The sequence below is a fragment of the Pseudonocardia humida genome, assembly GCF_023898865.1.
GTDB lineage: Bacteria > Actinomycetota > Actinomycetes > Mycobacteriales > Pseudonocardiaceae > Pseudonocardia > Pseudonocardia humida.
Genome location: NZ_JAGSOV010000077.1, coordinates 81606 through 87727, shown reverse-complemented (window position 1 = coordinate 87727; position 6122 = coordinate 81606). Strand labels below are relative to the sequence as shown.

Sequence of the window (6122 nt, the reverse complement as noted above, 5' to 3'; positions counted from 1 at the left end):
CGCAGTGCCCACCGCAGTGCCCACCGCAGTGCCCACCGCAGTGCCCACCGCAGTGCCCACCGCAGTGCCCACCGCAGTGCCCACCGCAGTGCCCACCGCGGGCGCCGCCCGGGCCGTCGACGCGCGTCGGCGGCCCGCCGGCCCTAGGGTCGTCACCGATGTCCGCACGCTCCCCGCGGGCCGGCGCCGCGGCGGTGCGGGCCGGTGCCCTGCTCGCCCTGGCCGGCACCGCCCACCAGCTGGTCAACCAGCGCGCCCTGCGGGTGCCGCCCGCCCAGCCGCCGCCGGTGGCCGGACCGGTGTCGGTGCTGGTCCCGGCGCGCGACGAGGCCGCCCGCATCGCCCCGACCATCCACTCGCTGCTCGCCCAGACCGGGGTCGGCGAGCTGGAGGTGCTGGTGCTGGACGACGGCTCCACCGACGGCACCGCCGACGTCGTGCGGGCGGTGGCGGCGGGCGACCCGCGGCTGCGGGTGCTCGTCGGCAACCCGCCGCCGCCGGGCGCGCTCGGCAAGCCGCACGCCTGCGCCCAGCTGGCCGCCGCCGCCCGCGGCCGCGTGCTGGTGTTCGTCGACGCCGACGTCGTGCTGGCCCCGCACGCCGTCGCCGCGGCGATCGTCGTGCTGCGCGGGGCCGGGCTCGACCTGCTCTGCCCGTGGCCGCGCCAGCTCGCCGACGGCCCCGGCCCGCGGCTCGTGCAGCCGCTGCTGGCCTGGTCGTGGTTGGTGACGCTGCCGCTGCGCGTGGCCGAGCGCTCCCCTCGCCCGTCGATGGTGGCCGCGAACGGCCAGTTCCTGGTGGTCGACGCGGCCGCGCTCGCCGCCGCGGGCGGTCCGATGGCCGCCGCGGGCGCCGTGCTGGACGACATCGCGCTGGCCCGGGCGGTGAAGCGGGCCGGGGGCCGGGTCGGGGTGGCCGACGGCACCGCGCTGGCGACCTGCCGGATGTACGAGGGGTGGGCCGACCTCAGCGCCGGGTACCGCAAGTCGCTGTGGTCGGCGTTCGGGCCGCCGGCGTCGTCGGTGGCGGTGGCCGGGCTGCTGGCGCTGACCTACGTCGTGCCGGCGGTCGCCGCGGCCCGCGGCTCCCGCGCCGGGCTCGTCGGCTACGCGGCGGCGGTCGCCGGCCGGGCGATGGCCGCCCGCCGGGCCCGGGTGCCCGCCTGGCCCGACGCGCTGGCCCACCCGGTCTCGGTGGCGGCGCTGCTGTGGCTGTGGGCGCGCTCCTGGATCGGCCACCGGCGGGGCACCCTGACCTGGAAGGGCAGGCGGCTGTGAGGGTGGTCGTGGTCGGCGCGGGCGTCGGCGGGCTCGCCGCGGCGGCCCGGCTCGCGGCGCTGGGCCACGACGTCGCCGTGCACGAGCGGGCCGCCACCCACGGCGGCAAGCTGGGGCGGTACCGCCGCGACGGGTTCGCCTTCGACACCGGCCCCTCGCTGCTCACCCTGCCGCACGTCTTCGACGACCTGTTCGCCGCCACCGGCGGGCCCGCCGACCTGGTGCTCGACCCCGTCGACCCGGCCTGCCGCTACCGCTTCGCCGACGGGACCGTCCTCGACCTGCCGCACGACCCGGCGGCGGTGCCCGCCGCGCTCGACGCCGCGCTCGGGCCCGGGGCGGGCGCGGCCTGGTCGGCGCTGCACGCCCGTTCGGGACGGCTGTGGCAGCTGGTCGGCGAGCCCGTGCTGCGCCGCCCGCTGACCGCGCCCGACCTGCTGCGCTTCTCCCGGCGCCTGGGCGACCTGCGGACCGTCGCGCCGTGGCGCACCCTGCGCGGGCTCGGCACCGCGATGCTGCCCGACCCCCGGCTGCGCGCCTGGCTCGACCGCTACGCCACCTACTCCGGCTCCGACCCGCGGCGCACGCCGTCGGTGCTGTCGGTCACGGCGTACGTCGAGCAGCACTTCGGGGCCTGGTACGTGCGCGGGGGCCTGCGCGGGCTGGCCGACGCGCTGCTGGGGCGCTGCCGCGAGCTGGGGGTGGCCGTGCACCTGGGCTCGGAGGTCCTCGGCATCGAGGTCCGCGACGGGCGGGTGGCCGGGGTGCGGCTGGGCGACGGGCCGGTACCGGCCGACGTCGTCGTGAGCGACGCCGACGCGGCCGTGCTCTACGAGCGGCTGCTGCCCGCGGGCGTGGCCGGGCGGGCCCGCCGCTCGCTGCGCCGCGCACCCCGGTCGTTGGCCGGGTTCGTGCTGCTGCTGGCCCTGCAGGGCCGCGAACCGGGACCGGCGCACCGGGTGTTCTTCCCCGCCGACTACGACGCCGAGTTCGACGCCGTGCTGGGCGGGCGCCCGACGCCGGTGGCCGACCCGACGGTCTACGTGCACGCCCCCGACGACCCGGCCCTGCGCCCCGACGACCGCGGGGAGGGCTGGTTCGTGCTGGTGAACGCCCCACCGCACGACCCGGTCCGCGGCGTCGACTGGGATGCGCCGGGCCTGGCCGAGCGCTACGCCGACCGGGTCCTGGCCGTGCTGGCCGCCCGCGGCTGCGACGTCCGCGACCGGGTGCGCTGGCGGGAGGTGCGCACGCCGGCCGACCTGGAGCGCGACACCGCCTCGCCGGGCGGCTCGATCTACGGCACGGCCTCGCACGGCGCCGCGGCGGCGCTGCTGCGCCCGGCGAACCGCTCCCCGGTGCCGGGGCTCTACCTGGTGGGCGGCTCGGCGCACCCCGGCGGGGGGTTGCCGCTGGTGGCGCTGTCGGCCGAGATCGTGTCCGGGCTGGTCGGCCCGGCCTGACCCGGGAACGCCGCCGGCACGTGGCGCACCACGCCGACCGCGAGGTGCACCAGCCCCACCGCTCCCACCACCACCCAGGCGACCGCGCAGACGGTGGCCCAGTCCCACCCGGTCAGCGGGGTGCCCGCGGGCAGCGCGCCGGCGCCGAGCGCGGCCACCGCGACCAGGATGATCCGGGTCGGGCGCTCGGCCACGGTCACCGCGCCCGCCCCGGGCATCCCCGCCGCCTGCGCGCGGGCCCGGACGTACTCGTGCAGCAGCACCAGGGCGGCCGCGGCCGCGCACCACGGCGGCGGGGCGCCGAGCACCGCGAGGACGGCGGCGAGCAGCAGGTCGCCGACCCGGTCGGCGGTCGCGTCGAGCACCGCACCGAGCGGCCGCGCGCGACCGGAGCGCAGCGCGACCGCGCCGTCCAGACCGTCCAGCACACCGGCGAGCACCACCAGCAGCACGCTCAGCAGCGCCCAGCGCCCGCCCGCCACCGCGGCGGCGAGCGCGCCGGCGGTGCTGAGCAGGCCGGCGGCGGTCAGCGCGTCGGGCGGGATCCGGGCCACCGGGCCGACCGCCGCCAACCGCTGCACCCCGCGCAGCCACACCCTCGCCGGGCCGGACACCTCGACCCCGCCGTGCAGGTCGGACCAGCCGCGCACACCGCCGGGCTCCACCGGGGCAGCCTGGCACCCGCCCGGGCGGGGCGCGCGGCGGGTGCGCCGCCTCACCGCGACCCGCCCCAGCCGGCCGACGGCGTGATCGGCCTGGACTCGGCCACCGGCTCCACGGGCCTGCCGTCGTACTGGGTGGACAGCACGATGTGGGTGCGCATCTCGCCGTGCTCGCCGAGCCGCTCGACCAGGCCCTCCAGGTGGCGCAGCGACGCGGCCCTGGCCTTGAGCAGCGTGCAGTGCTCCCCGGACAGCTTGTGGATCTCCACGAGCTCCGGGAACTCCTCGGCGGTGGTCGTGCGCAGCAGGCAGCGGCCCAGCGAGCAGCGCATCTGGACGAACGCCAGCAGCGGCTGCCCGGCCCGGGCCGGGTCGACCCGCGCCGCGTAGCCGGTGATCACCCCGGACTGCTCCAACCGCCGGACGCGCTCGGCCACCGCGGGCGGAGAGAGGTGGATGCGGCGGGCCAGCTCCTTGAACGACAGCCTGCCGTCGGCCTGCAGCTCGCCGAGCAGCCGCCAGTCGGTCGCGTCGAGCACCGGATCCGGACGAACGGTTGACATGGCGATTCGCCTTTCGGGCGTCAACTCCCTGACGAGAAGACCCTGTCACAGACCCTTCGGCGAGGCGAGCCGCCTTCCTAGCGTGGTGGCATGCCCAGCACCGGCCCCTCGCGGCCCGCACCGACCCGCCCGATCCGCCGCGCGCTGTGGGGCGCCGGGGCCCTCGGCGGCCTCGCGCAGTCGCTGGCCGGAGCGGCCAGCGGCCTGCTCGCCCCGGCCGCGGGCTGGCCCGACGCCGTGGCGGGCCTGCCGATGACCGCGCAGGTCACCGGGGCCGCCGCGGCGGGGCTGGCGCTCTCGCGGCTGACCGCCCGCCACGGCAGGCGGGCCGGGCTCGCGACCGGCGCCGCGGGGGGCGCGCTGGGCTGCGCGGTCATCGCGGTCGCACCGGGCGTGCTGGTGGTCGTGCTGGTCGGCAACGCGCTCATCGGCGCGGGGGCGACGGCGGTGAGCCTGGGCCGGTACGCCGCGGCGGACCTCGTCGCGGAGCGCGCCCGGCCGGCGGCGATGGCCGCGGTCCTGCTGGCCGTCACCGTCGGCGCGGTGACCGGACCCAACCTGCTCGGGCCGGCCGCGCTGCTGGCCGCCGCGGCGGGGACCGGGTGGGCGACGGGGTCGTTCGCGATGGCGGCGGCGGCGTTCGCGGCGGCCGCGGCCGTGCTGCTCGGGGGTCTGCGCGGGCTGCCGCGACCGGTCGCGGCGGAGCCCGGGGCGCGTCCGGAGCGCGCGCTGCCCGTCGGCGCGGCCGGGATCGCCACCCTCGCGCTGGCGAACCTGGTGATGGTCGCGGTGATGACGATGACCCCCCTGCACCTGCACCACGGCGGGGCCGGGCTGTGGGCGATCGGTGCGGTGGTCAGCGCCCACATCGCCGCCATGTACGCGCCTGCGCCGCTCAGCGCCCGGCTCACCGCGCGGGCGGGCCCGCGCCGGGCCGCGGCGCTCGCGACCGCCGTGCTGGTCGCGGCGTGCGCGGTCGCGGCGGGCGGGCAGGCCCCGCTCGTGGTCGGTGCGGCGATGGTGCTGCTGGGCGCGGGCTGGAACCTCGCGCTGGTCGCGGGCAGCGCCCTGCTCACCGCGGGCGTGCCGGTCGCCGGGCGGCCGCGGCGCGAGGGGCTGGGCGAGGCCGCGATGGGGGTCGCCGCCGCGACCGGTGGCGCGGCGTCGGGCCCGCTGCTGGCCGGCGGCGGCTACCCGGTGCTGGCCGCGGCAGGCGCGGCCGCGGCCCTGCTGGTGCTGCCGGTGCTGGCCCGGTCGCCCCGACCCACCCGGGCGCCCGCGGTCCGGCCGTGAACGGCCTCCGGGCCGGAGGCCCCGGGCCGAGTACCGGTGTCAGCCCTCCCAGGCGTAGAGCGGCTCGCCCGCGTCGACGTCCTGGCCGGTGCGCAGGCCGGGGACGCTGTCCGGGGCCGAGTCGAGCACCACGACCGGCGTCACCGCCGACAGCCCGCGCCCGCGCACCGCCGTCGGGTCGAAGGTGACGACCGGGTCGCCCGCGGCCACCACCGCGCCCTCGTCGACGTGGCGCTCGAAGCCCTCGCCGGCCAGCTTCACCGTGTCGATCCCGACGTGCACCAGCACGGCGGCGCCCGACTCGTGCTGGACGATGAAGGCGTGCGGGTGGGCCTTGACCACCGTGCCCGCGACCGGCGCGCACACCGCGGTGCGCCCGGCGCCCGCGGCGGGCTCGACGGCGGCGCCCGCCCCGACCAGCTGCTCGGCGAACACCGGGTCGGGCACGTCGGCCAGCCCGACCAGCGTGCCCGCCAGCGGCGCCAGCACCTGCACCGGGCTCACAACAGGTCCTGCACGTCGTCGGCCAGGGTGTCGGCCTCCGGCCCGACGACGACCTGCACGATCGTGCCGGCCATCACCACGCCGTGCGCGCCGCTGGCGCGCAGCGCGCGCTCGTCGACCAGGGACGGGTCGCGGACCTCGGTCCGCAGCCGGGTGATGCACCCCTCGACCTCGACGATGTTGTCCGCCCCGCCGAGCCCGCTGACGATCTCCTCCGCGCTGGCCATGTGGCCCCTCCTCGCATCCGTGCCGCTGACCCGGCGTCCGCGGTCGCGCCAGCCTGCCCGACGGCCCGCGGCGGTGACGCGCGGGCTCGGGAGCCGGATTTGACCCGGACTTCACAACTCGTGGTTGACGTAT

7 protein-coding genes are annotated in these 6122 nt (G+C 79.3%); 3 read left to right on the top strand and 4 right to left on the bottom strand.

The window, feature by feature from the left end; translation table 11 throughout:
* Positions 1-158 precede the first annotated feature (158 nt).
* The gene (locus tag KDL28_RS34465) at positions 159-1277 is read left to right on the top strand and encodes a glycosyltransferase (protein WP_252445436.1); all 1119 of its coding nucleotides are present in this window, start codon (positions 159-161) and stop codon (positions 1275-1277) included.
* Entirely contained in the window at positions 1274-2740 is a 1467-nt protein-coding gene (locus tag KDL28_RS34460; protein ID WP_252445434.1) for a phytoene desaturase family protein, read from the top strand. The genes KDL28_RS34465 and KDL28_RS34460 overlap by 4 nt, the downstream gene beginning before the upstream one ends.
* Here KDL28_RS34460 and KDL28_RS34455 read toward each other — a convergent pair.
* Both KDL28_RS34455 and KDL28_RS34450 read right to left on the bottom strand, forming a co-directional pair.
* Positions 2647-3405 carry a CDP-alcohol phosphatidyltransferase family protein gene (locus KDL28_RS34455; protein ID WP_252445433.1) on the bottom strand — a complete coding sequence of 253 codons (759 nt, stop codon included), beginning with the start codon at positions 3403-3405 and terminating at the stop codon, positions 2647-2649. The genes KDL28_RS34460 and KDL28_RS34455 overlap by 94 nt on opposite strands.
* A gap of 50 nt (positions 3406-3455) precedes the next feature.
* Positions 3456-3965, bottom strand: coding sequence for an Lrp/AsnC family transcriptional regulator (locus KDL28_RS34450; RefSeq protein WP_252445431.1), 510 nt, complete (start codon positions 3963-3965; stop codon positions 3456-3458).
* A gap of 90 nt (positions 3966-4055) precedes the next feature.
* Between KDL28_RS34450 and KDL28_RS34445 the strand changes: the two genes are divergently transcribed.
* Positions 4056-5258 carry an MFS transporter gene (locus tag KDL28_RS34445; RefSeq protein WP_252445430.1) on the top strand — a complete coding sequence of 401 codons (1203 nt, stop codon included), beginning with the start codon at positions 4056-4058 and terminating at the stop codon, positions 5256-5258.
* 39 nt (positions 5259-5297) lie between these two features.
* Here the strand turns inward: KDL28_RS34445 and KDL28_RS34440 are convergent, their stop codons facing one another.
* Together KDL28_RS34440 and KDL28_RS34435 are read right to left on the bottom strand one after the other, a co-directional pair.
* A complete protein-coding gene (locus KDL28_RS34440; RefSeq protein ID WP_252445428.1) occupies positions 5298-5762 on the bottom strand; it encodes a PTS sugar transporter subunit IIA in 465 nt (154 codons plus the stop codon).
* The gene (locus KDL28_RS34435; protein ID WP_252445426.1) at positions 5759-5989 is read right to left on the bottom strand and encodes a PTS sugar transporter subunit IIB; all 231 of its coding nucleotides are present in this window, start codon (positions 5987-5989) and stop codon (positions 5759-5761) included. The genes KDL28_RS34440 and KDL28_RS34435 overlap by 4 nt, the downstream gene beginning before the upstream one ends.
* Positions 5990-6122 lie beyond the last annotated feature (133 nt).